Origin of the sequence: Actinomadura craniellae (assembly GCF_003289645.1) — a bacterium.
Taxonomy (GTDB): domain Bacteria; phylum Actinomycetota; class Actinomycetes; order Streptosporangiales; family Streptosporangiaceae; genus Actinomadura_D; species Actinomadura_D craniellae.
In genome coordinates, this window is the sequence record NZ_QLYX01000002.1 from 223,185 (window position 1) to 243,560 (window position 20,376).

20 protein-coding genes are annotated in these 20,376 nt (G+C 73.0%); 5 read left to right on the forward strand and 15 right to left on the reverse strand.

Annotated elements, in window-relative coordinates; all coding sequences use genetic code 11:
• Positions 1 to 2 precede the first annotated feature (2 nt).
• From biuH to DPM19_RS04725, 9 genes are all read right to left on the reverse strand, one after another.
• Positions 3 to 677: a biuret amidohydrolase gene (gene biuH / locus DPM19_RS04685; protein ID WP_111863539.1), complete on the reverse strand. Its 675-nt coding sequence runs from the start codon at positions 675 to 677 to the stop codon at positions 3 to 5.
• Positions 674 to 1,195 (reverse strand): isochorismatase family protein, encoded by a 522-nt coding sequence (locus DPM19_RS04690; RefSeq protein ID WP_111863540.1) that lies wholly within the window; start codon positions 1,193 to 1,195, stop codon positions 674 to 676. The genes biuH and DPM19_RS04690 overlap by 4 nt, the downstream gene beginning before the upstream one ends.
• Complete coding sequence (locus tag DPM19_RS04695; RefSeq protein ID WP_111863541.1) at positions 1,192 to 2,343, reverse strand: BMP family ABC transporter substrate-binding protein; 1,152 nt, start codon at positions 2,341 to 2,343, stop codon at positions 1,192 to 1,194. Before DPM19_RS04695 ends, DPM19_RS04690 begins: the two co-directional genes overlap by 4 nt.
• Positions 2,344 to 2,366: 23 nt before the next feature.
• Positions 2,367 to 3,287, reverse strand: a complete 921-nt coding sequence (locus tag DPM19_RS04700; RefSeq protein WP_111863542.1) for an ABC transporter permease — start codon at positions 3,285 to 3,287, stop codon at positions 2,367 to 2,369.
• Positions 3,284 to 4,363 (reverse strand): ABC transporter permease, encoded by a 1,080-nt coding sequence (locus DPM19_RS04705; protein WP_111863543.1) that lies wholly within the window; start codon positions 4,361 to 4,363, stop codon positions 3,284 to 3,286. Before DPM19_RS04705 ends, DPM19_RS04700 begins: the two co-directional genes overlap by 4 nt.
• Positions 4,360 to 5,868, reverse strand: coding sequence for an ABC transporter ATP-binding protein (locus DPM19_RS04710; protein WP_111863544.1), 1,509 nt, complete (start codon positions 5,866 to 5,868; stop codon positions 4,360 to 4,362). The genes DPM19_RS04705 and DPM19_RS04710 overlap by 4 nt, the downstream gene beginning before the upstream one ends.
• On the reverse strand, positions 5,868 to 6,584 hold the full coding sequence (locus DPM19_RS04715; protein WP_233509850.1) for a GntR family transcriptional regulator: 717 nt from the start codon (positions 6,582 to 6,584) through the stop codon (positions 5,868 to 5,870). Before DPM19_RS04715 ends, DPM19_RS04710 begins: the two co-directional genes overlap by 1 nt.
• Positions 6,585 to 6,747: 163 nt before the next feature.
• Positions 6,748 to 8,118, reverse strand: coding sequence for a HAMP domain-containing sensor histidine kinase (locus DPM19_RS04720; RefSeq protein WP_111863545.1), 1,371 nt, complete (start codon positions 8,116 to 8,118; stop codon positions 6,748 to 6,750).
• A 190-nt stretch (positions 8,119 to 8,308) separates the two neighbouring features.
• A complete protein-coding gene (locus tag DPM19_RS04725; RefSeq protein WP_111863546.1) occupies positions 8,309 to 9,121 on the reverse strand; it encodes a MerR family transcriptional regulator in 813 nt (270 codons plus the stop codon).
• A gap of 67 nt (positions 9,122 to 9,188) precedes the next feature.
• Here DPM19_RS04725 and DPM19_RS04730 point away from each other — a divergent pair, with 67 nt between their 5' ends.
• From DPM19_RS04730 to DPM19_RS04740, 3 genes are all read left to right on the forward strand, one after another.
• Entirely contained in the window at positions 9,189 to 10,166 is a 978-nt protein-coding gene (locus tag DPM19_RS04730; RefSeq protein ID WP_111863547.1) for an ABC transporter ATP-binding protein, read from the forward strand.
• Complete coding sequence (locus tag DPM19_RS04735; protein ID WP_111863548.1) at positions 10,163 to 11,014, forward strand: ABC transporter permease; 852 nt, start codon at positions 10,163 to 10,165, stop codon at positions 11,012 to 11,014. Before DPM19_RS04730 ends, DPM19_RS04735 begins: the two co-directional genes overlap by 4 nt.
• A gap of 102 nt (positions 11,015 to 11,116) precedes the next feature.
• A complete protein-coding gene (locus DPM19_RS04740; RefSeq protein WP_158566696.1) occupies positions 11,117 to 12,016 on the forward strand; it encodes a helix-turn-helix transcriptional regulator in 900 nt (299 codons plus the stop codon).
• On the opposite strand, the gene DPM19_RS04745 is transcribed toward DPM19_RS04740, so the two are convergent.
• Complete coding sequence (locus tag DPM19_RS04745) at positions 11,902 to 12,891, reverse strand: SDR family NAD(P)-dependent oxidoreductase (RefSeq protein ID WP_111863550.1); 990 nt, start codon at positions 12,889 to 12,891, stop codon at positions 11,902 to 11,904. The two genes, DPM19_RS04740 and DPM19_RS04745, sit on opposite strands and share 115 nt — an antisense overlap.
• Positions 12,892 to 13,113: 222 nt before the next feature.
• Here DPM19_RS04745 and DPM19_RS04750 point away from each other — a divergent pair, with 222 nt between their 5' ends.
• Positions 13,114 to 14,277 carry a hypothetical protein gene (locus tag DPM19_RS04750; RefSeq protein ID WP_146778741.1) on the forward strand — a complete coding sequence of 388 codons (1,164 nt, stop codon included), beginning with the start codon at positions 13,114 to 13,116 and terminating at the stop codon, positions 14,275 to 14,277.
• Positions 14,278 to 14,543: 266 nt separating this feature from the next.
• Here DPM19_RS04750 and DPM19_RS04755 read toward each other — a convergent pair whose 3' ends face one another.
• From DPM19_RS04755 to DPM19_RS04770, 4 genes are all read right to left on the reverse strand, one after another.
• Positions 14,544 to 15,647, reverse strand: coding sequence for an acyl-CoA dehydrogenase family protein (locus tag DPM19_RS04755; protein WP_111863552.1), 1,104 nt, complete (start codon positions 15,645 to 15,647; stop codon positions 14,544 to 14,546).
• Positions 15,644 to 16,807, reverse strand: a complete 1,164-nt coding sequence (locus tag DPM19_RS04760; RefSeq protein WP_111863553.1) for an acyl-CoA dehydrogenase family protein — start codon at positions 16,805 to 16,807, stop codon at positions 15,644 to 15,646. Before DPM19_RS04760 ends, DPM19_RS04755 begins: the two co-directional genes overlap by 4 nt.
• Before the next feature lie 52 nt (positions 16,808 to 16,859).
• Entirely contained in the window at positions 16,860 to 17,834 is a 975-nt protein-coding gene (locus DPM19_RS04765; protein WP_111863907.1) for a phosphotriesterase family protein, read from the reverse strand.
• Between the two features lie 313 nt (positions 17,835 to 18,147).
• Complete coding sequence (locus tag DPM19_RS04770) at positions 18,148 to 18,447, reverse strand: helix-turn-helix domain-containing protein (protein WP_111863554.1); 300 nt, start codon at positions 18,445 to 18,447, stop codon at positions 18,148 to 18,150.
• Positions 18,448 to 18,692: 245 nt separating this feature from the next.
• Between DPM19_RS04770 and DPM19_RS04775 the strand changes: the two genes are divergently transcribed.
• The gene (locus tag DPM19_RS04775; RefSeq protein ID WP_146778742.1) at positions 18,693 to 20,057 is read left to right on the forward strand and encodes an XRE family transcriptional regulator; all 1,365 of its coding nucleotides are present in this window, start codon (positions 18,693 to 18,695) and stop codon (positions 20,055 to 20,057) included.
• On the opposite strand, the gene cutA is transcribed toward DPM19_RS04775, so the two are convergent.
• Positions 20,020 to 20,358, reverse strand: coding sequence for a divalent-cation tolerance protein CutA (cutA, locus tag DPM19_RS04780; RefSeq protein WP_111863908.1), 339 nt, complete (start codon positions 20,356 to 20,358; stop codon positions 20,020 to 20,022). The two genes, DPM19_RS04775 and cutA, sit on opposite strands and share 38 nt — an antisense overlap.
• Positions 20,359 to 20,376: the final 18 nt, after the last annotated feature.

Here is a 20,376-nt window from a genome sequence, read left to right on the forward strand (position 1 = left end):
GGTCACAGTGCGGCCAGCAGCCGGTCCGAGGTGGTCACCGCCCCGAACACCCCGCCCTGCATGGTGACCATCTTCACGGCCGCCGCGTAGTTGCCTTGGTCGGTGGCGCCGGTGCAGTCGGTCAGCAGCAGGCATTCGTAGCCGCGGTCGTTGGCCTCCCGCATGGTGGTGTGCACGCACACGTCGGTGGTGATGCCGGTGAGGATCAGGTGGGTGATCCTCCGGGTGCGCAGCAGCAGGTCCAGGTCGGTGGCGTAGAACGCGCCCTTGCCCGGCTTGTCGACGACCAGTTCGCCGTCGGCGGGGGCGACCTCGGGCACGATCTCCCAGCCCGGCTCGCCGCGCACCAGGATGCGACCGCAGGGGCCGGCGTCGCCGATCCCCGCCCCGATCCGGCGGGACCGCCACAGCTTGTTGGGCGGGCAGTCGGCCAGGTCGGGCCGGTGCCCCTCCCGGGTGTGCACGACGGTGAAGCCGCGCGCCCGCACCGCGTCCAGCACCCGCCGGGTGGGTTCCAGGCCCGCCCGGGTGAGCGACAGGTCGTAGCCCATGGCGTCGACGTACCCGCCGGGGCCGCAGAAGTCGGTCTGCCAGTCGATGCACAGCACGGCGGTGGTGCCGGGGTCGAGGACGCCGTCGTAGGGCCAGGCGTACGGTTCGGCTTGGACGGTGGTCACGGGGTGCCTCCCGGGGAGCTGAGTGCGGTGATCACGGCGGCGCTCGTGCCGACCGCGCCGAAGATCCCGCCGGACATCTCGATCGTGGACAGCGCGCCGGCGCGCAGCGGGGGTTCGGCGGCGGCGCAGGCGTCGTGGACGAGCAGGCACTCGTAGCCCCGGTCGTTGGCCGAGCGCAGGGTGGAGTGCACGCCGGTCTCCAGGTGGGCGCCCGCCAGGAGCAGCAGGTCGCGGCCGCGGGCGCGCAGCAGCCCGTCGAGGGGGCTGCCGTGGAAGCCGTCCCAGCCGGGGGCGGTGACGGCGAGGTCGGCCCGGGTCCGGGGGGCCGCGCCTGCGCCCCGGACCCGGACGTCCACCACCAGCCCGCCCGCCGCCCGCACCGCGGCGGCCAGGCCGGCCGGCTCGGCCTGCCCTTCGGCCTGCGGGCAGGTCACGACGAGCAGGGCGAGCGCGGCCGGGTCCAGCCGCCCGTGCCAGGGCCAGGGGTAGGGCGTGGTCCCCGCCACGTGCCGGGTCACTTGGGGAGCTTCCCCACGACCCCGTCGACGAAGTAGTCGATCTTCTCGATGGCGGGGTAGTCGGGCACGGTGCCCTTGGGGATGCGGACCGTGCCGCCCTGGTCGGTGACCGGCCCGGCGAACGGCGAGCCCTGGGCGGTGGCCAGCCAGGACCGCGCCCGGGCGACCTCGTCCTTGACCTCGCCGGTGACGGACGGGCCGAAGGGCGACTGGACGAACGGGTTCTGCCCGGTCTTGAACCCGACCCGGTAGTTGGCGTTGTACTTGCTTCCGGTGAACTTCCCATCGCGGGCGGTGCGCACGATGTCGGTGAACAGCGCGGCCCACTGCCACTGGGAGCCGGTGAGCCAGCCCTTGGGCGCCAGGGACGAGGCGTCGGCGTGGTAGCCGACGGTGTACTTGCCCGCCGCCTCGGTGGCCTTGATGATCGTCGCGGTGCAGTCCTGGTGCTGGGTGATCACGTCCACGCCCTGCTTGAGCAGGTTGGCGGCGGCCTCGGCCTGCTTGGCCGGGTCGCACCAGGAGGAGGTGTTGACCACGAAGGTGCGCGCCTTGGGGTTGACCGAGGCCGCCCCGCGCTGGAAGGCGTTGATGTTGCTGATGGTCTGGTTGATCGGGAACGCGTAGACGTAGCCGAGCTTGTCGCTCCTGGTGGCCCGCCCGGCCGCGACCCCGGCGAGGTAGACCGGCTCGTACACGGTGCCGAAGTAGGTGCCGGCGTTGCGCGGGACCGCCTTGGTGATCAGGTTGCCCTGCTGGACGACCGCCACGTCGGGATGCTCGGCGGCGACCTTGAGGGCGGCGTCCAGGTGCCCGTAGCTGGTGGCGAAGATGACCTTCGCCCCCTTGGCGATCATGCTGTTCATGACCCGGGCGGCGTTGTCGTCCTCGGGCACGTTCTCGGCGGTGAGCACGTCCAGGTCGGGGAACGCTTTGGCGACCGCCTGGCTGCCCTGGTAGGCGGCCTGGTTGTAGCCGTAGTCGTCCTTGGGGCCGACGAAGATGAAGCCGACCGCCTCGGTGCCCTTGCCGGGCGCCCCGGAACCGGCGCCGGCCGACGAGCCCGCGGTGTTGGCCGCGCAGGCGGACAGCAGCGCGCCCGTCATGGTGATCGCGGCGATTTTCGGCATACGTGACCTGGTGAACATGGGCAGGGTCCTTTCGGCGGGGGTCAGCTCGTCGAGGAGCTCTCGAAGACGCGGCGCAGCTCCTGCGGTGCCGCGCGCAGGGTGCGCCGCCCGATGACGGCGAGGATCAGCAGGGTGATCACGAACGGCAGCGCGTCCAGCGCGAACTGGTTGAGCGCGTGCCCCCGGGCCTGCAGGACGGGGGCGACCGCCAGCATCGCCCCGAACAGGTAGGCGCCGGCCACCACCCGCAGCGGGCGCCACGCCGCGAAGATCACCAGCGCGACGGCGATGAACCCGCGGCCCGCGGTCATCCCCTCGAACCAGGCGTGCGCGTAGGCGGTGGACAGCTGCGCGCCGCCCAGCCCGGCCAGCGCGCCGCCGGCGACCACCGCCGAGCCGCGGATCAGCCCGGCCCGGTAGCCGTACAGCGGCAGCACGTCGGCGCGCTCCCCGGCCGTCCGCACCAGCAGCCCCGACCGGGTGCGGCGCAGCCACCACCACATCAGCGGGGCGACCAGGTAGGAGGCGTAGGTGACGGGGTCGTGCTGGAACAGCACCGGGCCGAGCAGCGGCAGGTCCGCCAGCAGCGGGACCTCCACCGGCGCGAACCCGGGGGCCGCCTTGCCGACGTAGGCGGCGCCGAACAGCGAGGTGAGGCCGAGGCCGAGGAACATCAGCGTCAGCCCGGTGGCGAACTGGTCGGCGCGCCGCCAGATCACCAGCGCCGCGTGCAGCAGCGCCAGCCCGGCACCCGCCAGCGCGCCCGCGACCAGCCCGGCCCAGGGGTTGCCGGTCTCGGCCGCGACGGCGTACCCGGCCAGCGCCCCGACCAGCAGGCATCCCTCGGTGCCGAGGTTGACCACCCCGGCCCGCTCGGCGAGCGTCTCGCCCAGCGCGGCCAGCATGATCGCCGTTCCGCCGCGTACCCCGCCGGACAGCACATCGGTGATCAGGTCGCTCATCGGTCGCTCCCCTTGCGGCGGGTCCAGCCGAGCACCGCGAGCAGCACCAGGCCGGTCAGGACGTGGACGGTCGCGGCGGGCAGGCCGCTGTCGAGCTGGAGGCTGTCGCCGGCGATGGTGACGCCCGCCAGCAGCAGCGCCGCACCGATCACCGGCAGCGGCCGGTGCCTGACCAGCCAGCTCGCCAGGAACGCCAGGTAGCCGATGTTGGTCGTGAGGCCGGGCCGCAGCTTGAACTCCACCCCGGCCAGATGCACCGCCCCCGCCAGCCCGGCCAGCGCCCCGCCGACGAGCATCGCGGTGAGCAGCAGCCGCCGCACCGGCAGCCCGGCGCGCCCGGCCGCCTCGGGGTTGCCGCCGACCACGCCCAGCCGGAAGCCGAACGCGGTGCGGCGCAGCGCGAACCAGGTCCCGGCGGCGGCGAGCAGGGCCACGATGACGCCCACGTGCACGGCGGTGCCGGCCAGCAGCGGCAGCCGTGCGGCGACCTCCAGCGGCCGGGTGGCGGGCTGGCCGGAGCCGGCGGGGTCCTTCCACGGCTCGTAGATCAGGTACAGCAGGACGTCGAGGGCGATGTAGTTCAGCAGCAACGTGGTGACGGCCTCGTTGACGCCGGCGGTCAGCCGCAGCGCCGCCGCCAGCCCCGCCCAGGCGGCCCCGGCCAGCGCCCCGCCCGCCAGCAGCAGGACCAGGACCAGCGATCCGGCCAGCCGGGGGTCCAGGGCCAGGCCGATCCCGGCGGCGGCGACCGCGCCGATCACGACCTGGCCCTCCCCGCCGACGTTGGTCAGGCCCGCCCGGGCGGGGATCACCACCGCCAGGGCGGCCAGGACCAGCGGCACCGCCTTGATGGCGATCTGTTCGAGGGTCGGCGGGCTGGTGAGCGTCGAGGTGACCATGCCGGACAGCACGGCCAGCGGATCGGCGCCCTTGGCGGCCAGCAGCAGGCAGAACAGGACCAGCGCGCCCAGCAGCGCGGCGGCCCAGCGCCCGGCCGCCGACAGCGCGGCCCGGCCCCGGGACGGGGCGGTGGTCTCGGGCAGGACGGGTGCGGCGGCGGGCGCGGTGGCGGTCATGCGGCGCTCCCCAGCATCAGCCGGCCGATCTCCTGCCGGTCGGCGCCGGTGGCCGGGACGGTTCCGGCCGCCCGGCCGTCGTACATGACGACGATCCGGTCGCTGAGCGCGATCAGCTCGTCCAGGTCCTCCGACACCAGCAGCACGCCCGCCCCGGCGGCCCGCCGGGCCAGCAGCAGTTCCTGCGTGCGCCGGGTGGTGGCGACGTCCAGACCGCGGCTCGGGTAGGCGGCCACCAGCAGCCGGACATCCGGGCGGCCCAGCGCCCGGGTCAGCAGCACCCGCTGGACGTTCCCGCCGGACAGCCGGGCCAGCGTCCGGTGCCCGGCGGCCATGCCCAGGCCGACCGCCGCGTCGAGTTCGCGGGCGGCCTCGGTGACCCGCCGCCAGTCGACGTCCGCCCGGCGCCGGGGCAGTTCGGGCGAGCCGAGCGCCATGTGCTGGAGGACGCTCATCCCCGGCACCACCGCGTCGGTCAGCGGGTCCTCGGTCACCGCCGCCACCCCCGCGGCCAGCGCGCCGCGCGCCCCGCCGGCCAGCGGGACCCCGCCGATCTCCACCTGCCCGGTGATCGCCGGGCGCACGCCCAGCGCCACCTCGCACAGCTCGCGCTGGCCGCTGCCGGCGACCCCGGCCACCCCGACGATCTCGCCGGCGGCGACGGTCAGCGTCACCCCGTGCAGGGCGACCCGGCCGTCGTCGCCGTGCGCGGTGACGTCCCGCAGCCGCAGCACCGGGGCGGCGTCGTCCGGCACCGGGGGGCGTTCGGCGGGCAGCGCCGGGACGGACCGGCCGACCATGGCCCGGACCAGCGCGGCGTCGTCGTGGCCGGCCGGATCGGCGCCGGCCAGGACCACCCGGCCGCCGCGCAGCACGGTGACCCGGTCGGCGACGGCGCGGACCTCGCGCAGCTTGTGGGTGACGAGCACGACGCCCAGGCCCCGGGTGCGTAGTTCCCCGATCGCCGCCAGCAGCGCCTCGACCTCCTGCGGGGCCAGGACGCTGGTCGGCTCGTCCAGGATCACGATGCGCGCCCCGGCCATCAGCACCTTGAGGATCTCGGCGCGCTGCCGCTCCCCGATCGACAGGTGGCCGACCCGGGCGGCCGGGTCGACGGCCAGCCCGTACCGCCCGGCGGCCTCGGTGATCCGCCGGTGCAGCCGGTCGCCCCGGGAGCCGCGGCCGGGCAGGGCCAGCGCGATGTTCTCGGCCACGGTCAGCGCCGGGACCAGCCGCAGGTCCTGGAAGACCATGCCGATGCCGGCCGCCCGCGCCCGGGTGGGTGAGGTGATCGCGGCGGGCTCGCCGTCCAGCAGCAGTTCACCGGCGTCGGGACGGTGGACGCCGTACACGAGTTTGAGCAGGGTGCTCTTGCCCGCGCCGTTCTCCCCCACCAGGGCGTGCACCTCGCCGGGCCGCACGTCGAAGTCCACCGCGTCGTTGGCCAGCACCTCCCCGAACCGGCAGGTGTAGCCGCGCACCTCCAGCAGCGGCGGGGCGGTCATCACGCACCCCCGCGGTGCAGGGCCATCTGGGTGATCGCGTGGGCGGCCCGGCGCTCGACGACCTCCATCGACTCCCCGACATGGCGGTGCAGCGCGGTGAGCGCCTCGGGCAGCCGCTCCAGCAGCACCAGGTCGACGATCTGGTAGTGCTCGGCGCTGGACTGCTCGATCCGGTCGGCGGTCAGGAAGTCGTACATGCGGACCGCCCGGATCCGGGCGTTGACGGCCTCCAGCGCCTCCGTCAACGCCACGTTGCCCGACGCGCGCAGCAGCGTCACGTGGAAGTCCTCGTCCAGCAGCACGAAGCCCGGGTCCGGTTCGGGCGGGTCGGCCTGGAGTTCCCGCCAGCGGTCGCGCAGCGGTTCCAGCAGCGCGGCGTCGTGCCGGACCGAGTCCGACTCCACCGCCCGGGTGATCCCGCGCAGCTCGATCGTGATCCGCAGCTCGTACAGGTCGCGCAGGCCGGACACGTCCGGGACGGCGACGTAGTAGCCGCCGTCCTCGCGGACCACCAGCCCGTCGGTCTGCAACCGCACCAGGGCCTCCCGCACCGGGGTTCGCGAGACGCCCAGCGCCTTGGCCAGCTGTTCCTCCACCAGCCGGGTGCGCACCCCGAACTCGCCCACCATCACCCGGCGGCGCAGCTCGTTGTACGCCCACTCCCGCCGGGAGGCCGTCCGTCCCGGCTCCGGCCCGGCGTCCACCGATGTCTCCACGCGCGGCCTCTCCTCGCCTCGTCTCACGCGACCCGTCGCCTTCTGGGTGCATGGGACCAAGCGCCTGTTTCCCGGCCGTTACGAGCTGGATGCAGCGCTGTATACAAGTCCGCATACAGCTCTGGGGCGGACTGTCCGGCAGGTGGGAATCCGGGTGGCCGATTCAGTCGGCGGACGGCTCCAGGGGCAGCCGGAGGACGAAGCGCGCCCCGCCCAGCTGCGAATCCTCCACATGGAGGCTGCCGTCGTGGGCGCAGGCGATGTGCCGGGAGATGGCCAGCCCCAGGCCGGTGCCGCCCTCCTGGCGGCTGCGGGCGGTGTCGAGCCGGACGAACCGCTGGAAGATCCGTTCCCGGTCGGCTTCGGGGACGCCCGCCCCGTCGTCGGAGACGATGAGTTCGGCGTGGTCCTCGTTGCGGTGGACCTGGAGTTCCACGGTGCGCTCGGCGTGCCGCTGGGCGTTGCTGAGCAGGTTGGCGACGGCCCGGTCGACCAGGTCCGGAGAGGCGTTGATCGTCACACCGGGTTCCAGGTACAGGTCCACCGGGTGCGGGTCGTCCACCCGGCGGAGCAGGTGGGCCCGGACGAGCTCGGTGAAGTCGACGGTCTCCAGCGGTTCGGGGGTACCCGCACCGATCCGGGCCAGCAGGAGCATGTCCGTGGTGATCGACTGGATCCGGTCGACGTCATGGAGCACCCGGTCCAGCAGCTCGTTCAGGTCGGTGTGCTCCGGATGGAGGCGGGCCTCCTCCAGTTGGGCGCGCAGGCCGGCGATCGGGGTGCGCAGTTCGTGCGAGGCGTCGGCGGTGAACTGCCGTTGCCGCTCCAGCGCCTTTTCCAGGCGTCCCAGGGTGTCGTTGACGACGCGGGTCAGGCGGCCGACCTCGTCCTGCCCGGCGGGTTCGGGCACCCGGTCGGTGAGGTGGTTGACGTTGATGCGCTTCAGGGTGGCGCCGATGTCCTCCACCGGCCGCAGCGCCCGACCGGTGATCTTCCACGCGCCCCACCCCGCCAGCGCGATCAGCAGGAGGGCCTGGGCCGCGAAGAGCGTGTCGAACATGCCGGTGGCCACGGCGTTGGGGACGCGCGCTCCCGCGTACACCACCGGCGAGTCGGGAGCCGACGACACCCGCACCGCCGAGACCCGCACGCAGCCGCCCTCGGCCCGCGGGCACACCTGCACGTCGCGTTCCGGCCGGTCCGGCCCGGGCCAGACCCCCGCGATCGGCGGCAGCCCCCGGGCGGCGGGCGAGGAGGCGACGACCTTCCGGCCGGGTACCACCACCTGGACCAGGTCGACGCCCCGGCCGCCCGGCACCGTGGCGCCTCGCGTCGTGCCGTGCCGGACCGCCGCCGCGGTCTGCGAGGCCGTCTCCCCGGTATGCCGCCATGCGCTCTCGACCAGCGTGTGGCGTGCCATGAGCGCGCCGATCACACCCCCCGGCACGAAAACGCACATCGCCACCAGCGTGACGAGGATCGTCAGCCGTGCGCGGAGCGATCTCGGCCAGCGGAGAACGGCGGCTTTCCGCATGGAACACCCCTCTCGATGCTCGGCTTCCGTGCGCAGGTCAGTGCAGGCGCCGCAGCGAGGCCACGGTGGGCACCATGGTGGGGTTCGGCTCGCGGAGCGCGGTGGCGACGCCGGCGCTGATCACATGGACCGGCTCCTACCAGGAAGAATACTCATCCCGGACATAGCTCCGACCGCTTCGAGCGGCGCCTCAGCGCGCGCGATCGTCGGGCGCGCGATCCCGCCCGGAACCGCCGGCGAACGAGGCACTGGCGCTCCCCGGCGGGGCCGCCGCGATGTAGCCGTGCAGATGGCCGTCGGCCTCGAGCATGGCCACGCCCGTGCGGGTCAGGGTGGCCTGGCGCTCGGCGATGACGGCCCGCAGCGCCTCGGTGCTGCCGGTGCGGTGCAGGCCGTCGAGAACGGCCTTGATCTGCGGTACCGGGTACCGGCCCTGCCGCAGCAGGTGGACCACCCGGGCGTCGCGGACGTCGGCCGGGCCGTAGCGCCGGTAGCCGGTGGCGGGCTCGCGCCGCGGCGCCAGCAGCCCGGCGGCCTCCCACAGCCGCAGCGCCGAGGTGCGCACTCCGAGGCGGCCGGCGACCTCCCCGACGCGCAGGCCCGCGTGCGGCACCGCCGAGGCGTCGAGGGACTGCCCGGCGATCGCCTCGAGCGCCTCGCCGGCCGCATGGAGGGAGAGCCGCCGCTCGTGCAACGCGGCGTGGCCGGCGTTGACGAGGGCGAGCGCCAGCGCGGGGTCGTCCTCGTTCACCGCCTGCATGATCGACCGGGCGGTGTCCCACCCGTACCCCTGCGCCAGGGCCCGGTAGGTGATCAGGGCGGCGCGGTGCCGGCCGTCGAACTTGCGGTAGCCGGCGGGAGTCCGCTCGGTGGGCGGCAGGACGCCCGCGTCGACGTAGTTGCGGATCTGCTGGGCGGAGACCCCCACCAGCCGCGCCAGATCAATCGGGCGCAGCGCCCTCTCGCGGGTTCCCCTTCCGGTAGTTGAGGGTTTAACGGTCACGTACTGATCATATCGGGGCTGTAAAGCTCAAACTCTCAATTAGGAACTTCAATGAGAAAATTGAAGCATGAATGTTCACCGAACCGGTTCCCCACCGGGAGAACCCGACCCCCCGGCGGTCCCGGACACCGAACTCGCCGTGGAGACCCGCGGCCTGCGGATGCGCTACGGCTCCACCGACGTGCTGCACGGGGTGGACCTGCGGGTGCACCCGGGCGAGGTGGTGGCCCTGCTGGGCCCGAACGGCGCGGGCAAAACGACCACCGTCGAGATCCTGGAGGGGTTCCGCCGCCGCTCGGCCGGCGAGGTGCGCGTGCTGGGCGTCGACCCGGACGACGGTGACGAGGCGTGGCGCGCCCGGCTGGGCATCGTGCTGCAGTCCTGGCGCGACCACGGCAGGTGGCGGGTCCGCGAGCTGATCGACCATCTCGGCCGCTTCTACGCCCCCTACGCCACGCCGCGGCGCCCCCGGCCCCACGGCACCGACGAGCTGCTCGCCCTCGTGGGCCTGACCGATCATGCCGGCGCGGTGATCGGCACCCTCTCCGGCGGTCAGCGGCGCAGGCTCGACGTGGCCGTCGGGCTGGTGGGCCGGCCGGACCTGCTGTTCCTCGACGAACCGACCGTCGGCTTCGACCCGGAGGCGCGGCGCGACTTCCACGAACTGGTACAGCGCCTGTCGGGACTCGAAGGCACCTCGATCCTGCTCACCACGCATGACCTGGACGAGGCCGAGCGGCTGGCCGACCGGATCGTGATCCTGGCCGGCGGCCGGATCGTGGCCGACGGCGGCGCGGCGGAGCTCTCCCGGCAGGTCTCCGGCCGCAGCGAGATCCGCTACACCCGGGACGGCGAGCCGCACGTGGAGTCGGTCGAGGACGCCACCGGCCGGGTGCGCGAGCTGTTCGCCGAGCACGGCGCGGCCATCGGCGACCTGGAGGTGCACAAGGTGCGCCTCGAAGACGTCTACATGACGCTGGTGCGGGAGTTCGAGTCCGGCCGCCGCACCGAGGCGCCGAGCGAGCTGACGGAGGTCGCCCGATGAACCCGAACGCGGTCGCCGCCCGGGCGGGCCTGCAGCGCGCCCGGATCGAGCTCCGGCAGAGCCTGGGCAGCGCGCAGGACCTCTGGTCGCTGCTGTTCTTCCCGATCATCGGCCTGATCGTCATGTTCATGCTGCGGGGCAACACGGTGCCGGGCACCGGCTTCTCGCTCGGCTCGCAGTCCGTCCCCGGCATCCTGGGGATGACCGTCGTGTTCAACACGATGCTGGCCCTCGCGCTGTCGCTGACCATGGACCGCGAGGACGGCACCCTGCTGCGGGCGAAGGCGACCCCGAACGGCATGGTCGGCTACCTCACGGGCAAGGTGCTCGGCCGGGCTGCCGCGGCCGTGGCGGGGCTGCTCATCGCGCTGGTCCCCGCGGCGTTCCTGTTCGAGGGGCTCGCGCTGGGCGGCGTGTCGTCCTGGCTGACGCTGGTCTGGGTGGTGGCGCTCGGCCTGGTCGCCCTGCTGCCGATCGGCGCGATCGTCGGCTCGCTGTCCGACAACGCGCAGGGCGTGGGCTTCGTCTCGCTGCCACTGATGATGCTCATGGGCGTCTCGGGCGTGTTCTATCCGATCGGCACGTTCCCGGAATGGCTGCAGTGGATCGCCCAGGTCTTCCCGGTCTACTGGCTGGGGCTGGGGCTGCGTTCGGCGATGCTGCCGGAGGCGCTGGCCGCCGCCGAGGTCGGCGGGTCCTGGCGGCAGCTGGAGACCGCCGGCGTCCTGGGCCTGTGGGCGGTCGCGGGGTGCGCGCTCGCCCCGGTCGTGCTCCGCCGGATGGCGCGCCGCGAGTCCGGATCGGCCGTCGCCGCCCGCCGGCAGCGGATGATGCGGCGGGGCATGTAATCGGAGGCCGGCGCCCGCGCGGGCGCCGGCCCGCAGCAGGGGTGTCCGGAACGCGTGAATTCTTTACCGGACCCTTGAATTCGGGCGGCCATAATGGGAGCCATGGCACGTGCGGCAGACCTTTCGGGTTTCCTCCGCTCGCGCCGCGCGGCCCTGACGCCGGCCGAGGTCGGGTTGCCCCGGAACTCGAACGCCAGGAGGGTGCAGGGGCTGCGGCGCGAGGAGATCGCCATGCTGGCCGGGGTGAGCGTCGACTACTACACCCGGCTCGAACAGGGCCGGGCGCCCAACGTGTCCGCGCAGGTGCTCTCGGCCGTGGCCGACGCCCTGCGGCTGGACGGGATGGAGCGCCGCCACCTGTTCGACATGGCCCAGCCGGGAACGGCCCCCGTCCAGCCAACGAAAATCGGGCCGCGGAAGGCCCGGCCGGCGATGCGCATGATGATGGACGCGCTCGACCCGACCCCGGCCGTCCTGCACGGCCCCTGCCTGGAGGTGGTCGCCATCAACAGGATGGGCAAGGTGCTCTTCGACGACTTCGACGCGATGCCGCCAGGCGAGCGCAACACGGCGCGGTGGATGTTCCTGAACCCCCGCGCCCGCGTGGTCTTCCCGGACTGGGAGGAGATCGGCTCCCAGATGGCGGCCATCCTGCGGCTCACGGCCGGCCGGGTCTCGGTCGGTCCGCCCGAGCACCGCGCCTCGATGGCCCGGCTGGTGGACGACCTGTGCTCCCGCTCCGAGGAGTTCGCCCGCGTCTGGGCCGAACACCGGATCTTCCAGCACACCCACGGCACCAAGCGCTTCCGCCACGAGGCGGTGGGCATCATGATGATCAACTACGAGTCGCTGATCCCGCCGGCGGACCCGGGTCTGACCCTCACCCTCTACACGGCCGACACCGGCTCCCCGTCCGAGGAGAAGCTGCGGGCCCTGGCGGACTGGGCGGCGAACCGGGACGCGGCGGCCGGGGCCGGCTCGGAGAACCGCCCGGCCCGCTGACGCCGGGCCGCGACGCCCGCCCGGCCGACGTCCGGCAGGTCGACGGACAGGGCCGCCTCGCTCCGGTCGCCCAGGATCCCGGCGGTGGCGACCAGCCTCGCCCCGATGTCCTCGACGACGGCGCTCCCCAGCGGGAGCCGCATCGGCAGGGAGGCACCCCGGACTGCGGCGAGCACCACCTGCGCGGCCCGCACGGGGTCGCCGACCCGGGCGCGGCCGCCCGCCCGGGCCCGGACACGGGACTCCCCGGAGGTCGCCGTGTAGTCGCCGATCACCGTGGCGGCGTGGCACGGGGCGGAGCCGTCCAGGCAGTCCGTGCGCAGCGGGCCGTGCTCGACGGTGGTGACGCGGACGCCCAGCGGAGCCAGTTCCAGCGCCAGGGCCTCGGTCAGGCCCTGGACCGCGAACCTGGTCGCGCAGTCCACCCCCCACCCGGCCCGGCCGACCCGGCCGCCCACCGGGCTGACGTTGACGACGGTGCCGGACCGCGCCGCCCGCATGGCCGGCAGGACGGCCCGGGTGACGTTGAGCAGCCCGAAGACGTTCGTGTCGAACAGGACACGGGCCTCCGCGTCGGAGGTCTCCTCCACCGCGCCCACCAGCCCCCGGCTCGCGCCGTTGACGAGGACGTCGATGCGCCCGAAGCGTTCCAGCGCACGATCGACGACCGCCCGCGCCTGGCTCCGGTCGTCGACGTTCAGGCCCAGGACGAGGGCCCTGTCACCGGCCCCGACCCCATGGGCGCCGAGCGCGTCCGACACCGCACGGGGGTCATCGGCGGTGGCCACCACGTTGTCCCCCTCGGCAAGAGCCTGCCTGGCGATCTCCAGGCCAAGGCCACCAGAAGCGCCGGTGACGAACCAGGTGGTGCTCATGTCCAGTCCTCCAACTCGATCTCTTCGGCCACGAACTCCTACATCCATCCGAACAACCGAGCCAGGGCACATTCCATGGCCGACCGGGCACCGCTCGTCCTGGTTCTGGCAGTCCCCCCTTCGGGCACACCAGTGTGAAATGGGTCATATCCGCAGGGCCAATCCGGGCGGGTGGTGGTGCGCGAACCCCTGGCGCACAAGCACCCCGAAGGAGGGCCAGGAATGGCACGAAACGAAATGATCCAACGATGGTGGCGCCGGGGGCTTCTCCGCGCCGCCGGTGCTCTGGTGGCGGCTGTCGCCACCCTCGGGTCCGGCATCGCCCTGGCCGTACCGGCACACGCGGCCGCGCCGCCGCTGCCGTTCGACGTCACGCAAGGTACGACACCGGCGGTCGACCCGAACGGGCGGTTCGTCTTCTCCCGGGGCCAGGACTCCTCCCTGCTGTTCAGCCAGGGATTCCCGGCCTCGAACGGCTTCGGACCGTTCATCTCGCTGGGCGGGCAGGTCAGGGACTCGCCGACGGGCGTCGGCACCCCCGAGGGAGCCCGGGCGTTCGTTCGCGGATTCGACAACCAGGCGTACACGTACCTGGTCCGCGACAACACCACCCCGACCGGCTACGCGGTCATCCCGGGGTTACTGATCTCCAGCCAGATCACCGCCGTCCCGGTCCGGCGGCAGGCCACCGGCGCCACCGACGTCGCGGTCTTCGCCCGCGGGTTCGACGACGGAGGCGTGTACACCAACCTGCTCAGCTCCGGCAGATGGACCGGCTGGCGCAAGATCGGCGATCTGGTCACCAGCAACATCCAGGCCGCCCTGATCGGACCGGAGACCATCCGGGTGGTCGCCCGCCGCCCGAACATGCTGGTGGAGAACGTCATCATCGACCTCGGCGGCAACGTGGGCGCATGGCAGCCGGTCGGTGATCTGCGGGTCCTCGGTGACGTGACGCTCACCGGCATGGGCGGCCTGCCGCAGTTCCGGGGCGACGAGGTCTTCGCCCGCGCCACCAACGGGGAGGTCTTCGGCTACGACTTCAAGGTGTCCAACCCGGGATGGCTCAGCCTCGGCGGCGTCGCCACCAGCGACATCGCCGTCTCGGTGACGCCCGACCGGGGCCTGCAGTACTTCGTACGAGGCCAGGACAACGCGATCTACGCCAACCGCCGCCCGTTCAACGGCCTGTTCGGCGGCTACGTACGGCTGGGTGGCGTGGCCGTCGGCAACCCGGCCTCGACCGGCGCCGCACCGGCCGCGGGCCGCACCGCAGACGACGAGCTGGTCGTGCTGGGCCGCGGCGGCGTGCTGTACGGCAACATCCAGCAGCCGGGCGGCGCTTTCGGCGGCTACTTCGCCTTCACCGGCCCGCCGCACTCCTGATCGACCGGCGGGCGGCCCGGGACAGCCGGCCCTGGGTCGCCCGCCCACTCGGAAAACCCGGGCCGAAACCAGCGCCGATCCGCAGCAGCAGGCACCGCGAACACCGCCCACCGGCCCCGTGCAGCCTGCGTTGCCTCGGCGGGCGCGAACTCGCCCCGCTCATCGTCGAACCCAACGAGACCTTCCGCCCGTCTTCCGTCCCCTGGACCGGGCCTCGCCTGTGGGTGGGGCGGCGACCAGTAAGGCCGGAGGAGGGTCGCGGCCCGTCAGGCCGGGGCGAGGTCGATCAGGGCGGCCAGGTCGGTGCGGTGGCGGCCCGGGGTGCCGTGGGCAAGGGCGGTGCTCTTGGCGCGTTTGAGGTACAGGTGGGCGGGGTGCTCCCAGGTGAAGCCGATGCCGCCGTGCATCTGCACGCATTCCTCGGCTGCCCGCACCGCGACGACGCTGCAGTGGGCTTGGGCGACGGCGACCGCCACCGCGGTGTCGGCCGTGGTCTCGGCGTCGTCGCCAGCCGCGCAGGACGCCGCGTAGCGGGCCACCGCCCGCGCCTGGGTGATCGCGACCCAGAGCTCGGCCAGGCGGTGCTTGAGCCCCTGGTAGGAGCCGACGGGACGGCCGAACTGGTACCGGCCCTTGACGTATTCCACCGTGATCTCCAGGCAGCGTTCGGCCAGCCCGAGCTGTTCGGAGGCCAGCACCGCCGCCCCGCACGACAACGCCCGGGCCAGGGCGTCCCGCGCCGCGTCCCCGGTGGCGAGCGGGCGGCCCGGCGCGCCGTCCAGGTCGATGTCGCACAGCGCGCGGGTCATGTCCAGCGACGTCACCGGGGTCCGGGTGGTGTCCGCGCCCGCCACGGCGTACAGCGCGCCGCCGGCGGGCACCAGCAGCACGTCGGCGGGCAGCGCGTCGGCGACGCTGGTGATCCGGCCGGTCAGTCGGTCGCCGTCGGCGGTCACCGTCCCCGGGAACTCCGCGTGCGGCGGGGTCGTGAACGGCACCGCGAGGGCCGCCGTGCTCCGGCCCTCGGCCAGCTCGCGCAACATTTCCTCGGTGCCGGGGAGGGCGAGCAGCAGGGCCGTGGCGGTCACGGCGCTGCCCAGGAACGGCACCGGCGCGACAGCCCGGCCGGTCTCCTCGGCCACCACCGCGGCCTCCCGCAGCGTGGCCCCGGCCCCGCCGAGTTCCTCGGGCACCAGCAGCCCGGCGCAGCCGACGTCGCCGGCCAGCGCCCGCCACAGGTCCAGGTCGTAGGGGTCGGCGCTCTCGGTGCGGGCCAGCACCGCCGGCCAGGGTGCCCGGTCGGCGAGCAGTTCCCGCACGGCGGCCCGCAGCTGGTCCTCGTCCTCCCCGTACAGCAGGTCGGCGTTCATCGGGGCAGGTCCTTCCACGCGACGTCCTTGTCGACCCGGATCTCGCCCGGCAGGCCGAGCACCCGTTCGGCGATGATGTTCCGCAGGATCTCCGAGGTGCCGCCCTCGATGGAGTTGCCCTTGGCTCGCAGGTAGCGGTAGCCGGGGCCGCGGCCGAGGAACTCGACGCTGTCGGGGCGGCGCATCGTCCAGTCGTCGTAGCGCAGCCCCTCCTCGCCGAGCAGTTCCAGTTCCAGCCCGGAGAGTTCCTGGCTGAGCGAGGCGAAGGCGAACTTGGCGGCCGACCCCTCCGGGCCCGGCTGGCCGGCGGCGAGCTGCTGGCCGATCCGCAGCGCGGTCAGCCGCGCGGCCTCGGCCGTCACCCACAGGCCCAGCAGCCGGTCGTGCAGGGCCGCGGTGCGCGCCTCGGGGCGTTCCCGCCAGGTGCGGGCGACCACGCCGATCATCCCGGACTCGCGGGGGGCGGCCCCGCCGCCGATCGCGACCCGCTCGTTCATCAGGGTCGTCTGCGCGACGCGCCAGCCGTCCCCGACCTCGCCGAGGCGGTGCGCGTCGGGGATCCGCACGTCGGTGAGGAACACCTCGTTGAACTCCGCCTCGCCGGTGAGCTGCCGCAGCGGCCGGACCTCCACGCCCGGGTCGGTCATGTCGCAGGCGAAGTAGGTGAGGCCGCGGTGCTTGGGGACGTCCGGGTCGGTGCGGGCCACCAGGATGCCCCAGCGGGCCTCGTGCGCCATGGACGTCCACACCTTCTGCCCGTTGACCACCCACCCGTCGCCGTCGCGGACCGCCCGGGTGGCGACGGCGGCCAGGTCGGATCCGGCGCCGGGTTCGGAGAACAGCTGGCACCACACCTCCTCCCCCGTCCACAGCGGCCGCAGCCACCGGGCCCGCTGCTCGGGGGTGCCGAAGGCGAGGATCGTCGGCGCGGCCATGCCCAGGCCGATGCCGATCCGCCGCGGATCGTTGTCCGGTGCCCCGGCGGCCGCGAAGGCCTCGTTGACCGCCCGCTGGAGTTCGCGGGGCAGCCCCGACCCGCCCAACCCCTCGGGGTAGTGCACCCACGCCAGCCCGGCGTCGAAGCACGCCCGCAGGAACTCGGTGCGGTCCATGGCGGCCGGGTCGTGGGCGGCCAGGAACTCCCGGGCCCGGGCGGTCATGTCGGCGGCTGAGGGGGGATGACTCACGGAACCTCCAGGGCGTTCTCCCGGTTCAGCGGGGGCCTTCGAAGAAGCGGCGTGGGACGTCGACGAGCATCGCGGTGATCTGTTCCTCGGTCACCCCGCGCTCGCGGACGTGGGGCAGGACGTCCTCGCCGAGGTGCAGGTAGTGCCACTGGGGCAGGAACGCCAGCGCGCCCGGGTCGATCCAGTCGATGTAGCAGGCCGCGTCCTGCGACAGCACCATGCGCCCGGCGTGGCCGCGCCGGCACATCTCCACCAGCGTGTCGGCGCGCGCCTCGAAAGTGGTGCCGACGTTGATGCCGAACCGGTCCATGCCCAGGACGAACCCGGCGTCGGCGAGTTCGGCGAGGTGGTCGCAGTCGGTGGTGTCGCCGCTGTGCCCGAGGACGATCCGGGCCGGCTCGACGCCCTCCTCCTCGCACAGGACCCTTTTGACCTCGGCTCCGGTGCGCCGGCCGGGGTGGGTGTGCACGGTGATCGGGACGCCGGTCAGGTGGTGGGCGCGGGCGACGGCGCGCATCACCCGCTCGACCCCGGGCGTCAGCCCCTCGCGGTCGATCGCGCACTTGAGCATCGCGGCCTTGACGCCGGTGCCGGCGATCCCCTCGGTGATGTCGCCGACGAACATGTCGACCATCGGGTCGGGGACCCCGGCGCCCAGGGCGGGGCCGCGGTGGTGGAAGAAGAACGGGACGCTGTCGTAGGTGTACACGCCGGTCGCCACGACGATGTTCAGCTCGGGCACCTGCTCGGCGACCCGCTGGATCCGGGGGATGTACCGGCCGAGCCCGATGACGGTCGGATCGACGATCGTCCGGACGCCCTGCGCGGCCAGCGCCCGCAGCTTGGCGACCGCGTCGGCGACCCGCTCGTCCTCGTCACCCCACTCGCCGGGGTGGTTGTTCTGGACGTCGGCGGTGAGCACGAAAACGTGCTCGTGCATGTAGGTCCGGCCCAGCTCGGCGCTGTCGACGGCGCCCCGGACGGTCTCGACCGGACTCATCCGCACAGCCCCTTCTCATGGATCTTGCCGGTGGGTCCCGGCGGCATCGGCGCGAGATCGCAATTCATGATGCTCCCGGCCCCTCCTGTCCATACCGACCGTCCGGTATGTCCCGGGCAAAGTATCCCCGGCCCTGATCGGTGTCAACGAAGGCGCGGCGCAGGTGGGTCCGGGCACCAAGGTCGAAAATCCGTGCGTGGTGACCACTCGGCCAGGACCAGCCTGACCAGGCGATGACCGGTGTTCCACCTGGCCAAGGCGCCGGCCGCTCAGGAGTTCCGCGCAATCGCTCCTCGGCTTCGGGCCGAGCCGGTCAGCCTGCGTCGCGCAGCGGCTGGAACCGGACGCTCAGCCGCATCTCCAGCGCCTCGGCCAGGCGTTCCAGCATCGGGATCGTGGGCATCGTGCCACCGGCCTCGAACCGGGCCACCGCCGGCTGCTTCAGCCCCGCGCGCTCGGCCAACTGCGCCTGCGTCAGCCCGAGTTCCTCCCGCCGTAGCCGGACGGCTTCACCCAGCTCGAACCGGATCCGCGCCGCCTCGTACGCCGCCCCGGCACCCGGACGACCCATGACCTCGGCCCGCTTACCGGCCCACGCCCTGCGCTCGCCCATGTCGCTCACTCCTCGTTCGCCAGGTACATCTCGGCGATGCACCCGCCATGCCCGCTCGATCCCCTCGCGGGCCAAGGTCAAGAACCATTCGCGCTCTCCAGGGTCGGTAACTACAAATCCACAGCGCCTTCTTTTAGTACCGGATCTGTCACAGACAGCGAAATCCTGCGGCGGAGCGTTGGGGAGAGGAGACTGGAGGAGGTAGGAGGAGAACCCTGAAAGCCCTGGCTGCTGGCGGTCTTTACATGAGTGATGATGAGTTTCGGCCCACCCGAGCGAAGGCGGGGAAGATGCGTCGGCGGCCCGAGTGGGCACGAGAGATCCGGTTACGGCGGGAGCGTCTGGTCTGGTCGCAGAACCGGCTGGCGAAGGAGTTGGAACTCGCTGCAGACCCGGAGGTGCGCGCCACTCTTCCCTCCCGTAGTTCGATCATCCGGGAGATCCGGTTCCATGAGAGCGGTCAGCACCGGCCTGGCCCCGTGTACGGCGAACTGTACCGCCGGGTGTGGGAGAAGTACGGGGTCGGTGTCCTGGATCAGGAACTCGGGCTGGGGTGTGATCTGCTCGTACTCGCCTGGACGGTGGGGAGGCTTGCGCAGCGCGTGGACCGACGAACTCTGTTACAACTCGCCGCAGTGGCGTCAAGCGGCGTTGCGCTGGACCCGGCCGAACGTCTGATGCGTGCTCTGCGCGGCGGTGACCGGCCCGACGAAGTGACCGTCACCCACCTGGAGGCCCGTACCAGGGGGCTCCACCGGTTGGAGGAGCACTACCCCGCCCGGCTCCTGTACCCCGCGCTGATCACCCATTTGAACGAGGTGAGCGCGCTCCTTGAAGCCGGGCCCCCTGAGCTGGTGCGTCGTCGCCTGGCCGTCAGTGCCGGGGAGAGCGCCATTCTAGGCGCGTGGTTCGCCTGGGAGCTGGGAGACGCCGCCCGGGCCACCGCCATCTCCCAGGTGGCCGGCTTCGTCGCGCGCCACGCCACGGATCCTGCCGTCGGTGCCTGCATGGACGGATACCGCACCTATATGACCGGAGGCGACACAGCCCGCAGCGTCCGCCTGGCCGCCTCCGCCCTCAGTCACCTTGGCGAGGCCGATGCGGCGACCCGTGCCTGGTTGCTGGCCCGTCACGCCGAGGAGTCGGCCGTGCTCGGCGACCGCAAGACGGCGCTGGAGTCGATCCAGCAGGCGACCGAGGTCTACGCCTTCGCCGACATCAACGCACGCCCCTGGACCTGTTTCCTGGACTCCGGCCGGTTCGCCTCCATGCGCCTGTCGGTCTACTCACGCATCCAGTATGAGAACGAGGCGGTCGAGGCCATCGACGACATCGTGGCACATGTGGGCCAAGACACCGAGGTCAAGAAGCTGTGCGTGGTGAAGGCCGATCTGGCACTGGCCAGGTTCCGGCTGGGCGATGTCGCCGAAGCCGTCACGCACGCCCGCTCGGCTCTGGCCGCCACGGCGGAGATGGCGTTCCCTCTCGGCTGGGACCGGCTGGACCAGGTGGTGTCGGAGTTCCGTCCCGCCAAGGCACAGGCCGCCCGGGAGTTCCGCTCGGAGTACGCGGCTATGCGCCCGGCCGCGGCCCCGCCGTCTCTCGCGTGATCCAGTCCAGGTAGTCGCCCAGCCCATCTTCGATGGGCACGGCCACGATCTCCGGTACCTCGTAGGAGTGAGCGGCCCGCACCACCGCCGCAAGGTCACCGAAGCGTGACCTGGTGGTCTTCATGAGGATCAAGTACTCCTCCTCGCGCTGCACCTCGTCCTTCCACCAGTAGGTGGACACGATCGGCCCGGTGATCTGCGCGCCGGCCGCCACCCGGCTCTCCACCACGGTTCTGGCGATCTTCTCGGCCTCTTTCCGCGAACCGGCGGTCACATGGACTTCGACATGAGAGGTCGTCATGATCGCGAGCCTACGCCG